We start from the raw sequence: 1988 nt of genomic DNA, 5'->3' as shown, positions 1-1988 counted from the left end.
CTCCTCACCAGTGATGGCCCCCCTTCTCCCGAAGTTACGGGGGCATTTTGCCGAGTTCCTTAACCATAGTTCACCCGAACGCCTCGGTATTCTCTACCTGACCACCTGAGTCGGTTTAGGGTACGGGCCGCCATGAAACTCGCTAGAGGCTTTTCTCGACAGCATAGGATCATCCACTTCACCACAATCGGCTCGGCATCAGGTCTCAGCCTCGTGTGCGACGGATTTGCCTATCGCACGGCCTACACCCTTACCCCGGGACAACCACCGCCCGGGATGGACTACCTTCCTGCGTCACCCCATCACTCACCTACTACAAGTCTGGTCCGTCGGCTCCACCACTCCCCTTTGCCCGAAGGCTCCGGGGCGGCTTCACGGACTTAGCATCGCCTGGTTCGATGTTTGACGCTTCACAGCGGGTACCGGAATATCAACCGGTTATCCATCGACTACGCCTGTCGGCCTCGCCTTAGGTCCCGACTTACCCTGGGCAGATCAGCTTGACCCAGGAACCCTTAGTCAATCGGCGCACACGTTTCCCACGTGTGTATCGCTACTCATGCCTGCATTCTCACTCGTGAACCGTCCACCACTGCCTTCCGGCGCAGCTTCACCCGGCACACGACGCTCCCCTACCCATCACAGCCTCCGTTGGGAGTATTGCTGCAATGACACGACTTCGGCGGTACGCTTGAGCCCCGCTACATTGTCGGCGCGGAATCACTAGACCAGTGAGCTATTACGCACTCTTTCAAGGGTGGCTGCTTCTAAGCCAACCTCCTGGTTGTCTCTGCGACTCCACATCCTTTCCCACTTAGCGTACGCTTAGGGGCCTTAGTCGATGCTCTGGGCTGTTTCCCTCTCGACCATGGAGCTTATCCCCCACAGTCTCACTGCCGCGCTCTCACTTACCGGCATTCGGAGTTTGGCTAAGGTCAGTAACCCGGTAGGGCCCATCGCCTATCCAGTGCTCTACCTCCGGCAAGAAACACACGACGCTGCACCTAAATGCATTTCGGGGAGAACCAGCTATCACGGAGTTTGATTGGCCTTTCACCCCTAACCACAGGTCATCCCCCAGGTTTTCAACCCTGGTGGGTTCGGTCCTCCACGAAGTCTTACCTCCGCTTCAACCTGCCCATGGCTAGATCACTCCGCTTCGGGTCTTGAGCGTGCTACTAAAACGCCCTATTCGGACTCGCTTTCGCTACGGCTACCCCACCCGGGTTAACCTCGCAACACACCGCAAACTCGCAGGCTCATTCTTCAAAAGGCACGCAGTCACGAGGCAAGCACAAGTGCTTGCCCGACGCTCCCACGGCTTGTAGGCACACGGTTTCAGGTACTATTTCACTCCGCTCCCGCGGTACTTTTCACCATTCCCTCACGGTACTATCCGCTATCGGTCACCAGGGAATATTTAGGCTTAGCGGGTGGTCCCGCCAGATTCACACGGGATTTCTCGGGCCCCGTGCTACTTGGGTGTCTCTCAAACGAGCCGCTGACGTTTCGACTACGGGGGTCTTACCCTCTACGCCGGACCTTTCGCATGTCCTTCGCCTACATCAACGGTTTCTGACTCGTCCTGTCGCCGGCAGACGACAGAAGAGAGATCCCACAACCCCGTATGCGCAACCCCTGCCGGGTCTCACACGCATACGGTTTGGCCTCATCCGGTTTCGCTCGCCACTACTCCCGGAATCACGGTTGTTTTCTCTTCCTGCGGGTACTGAGATGTTTCACTTCCCCGCGTTCCCTCCACATACCCTATGTGTTCAGGTATGGGTGACAGCCCATGACGACTGCCGGGTTTCCCCATTCGGAAACCCCCGGATCAAAGCCTGGTTGACGACTCCCCGGGGACTATCGTGGCCTCCCACGTCCTTCATCGGTTCCTGGTGCCAAGGCATCCACCGTGCGCCCTTAAAAACTTGGCCACAGATGCTCGCGTCCACTGTGCAGTTCTCAAACAACGACCAGCCACCCAT

General features: G+C 57.6%; 1 rRNA gene (cut by a window edge). It reads right to left on the bottom strand.

Features of this window, described 5'->3' with window-relative positions:
* A 23S ribosomal RNA gene (locus tag ACIQJT_RS41640) occupies positions 1 to 1937 on the bottom strand (it extends 1282 nt beyond the left edge of the window).
* Positions 1938 to 1988 lie beyond the last annotated feature (51 nt).

The sequence above is a fragment of the Streptomyces sp. NPDC091972 genome, assembly GCF_044756385.1.
Classification (GTDB): Bacteria; Actinomycetota; Actinomycetes; order Streptomycetales; family Streptomycetaceae; genus Streptomyces.
Note: the sequence above shows the minus strand (reverse complement) of the source record. Positions and strands in the feature narration are given on the sequence as shown.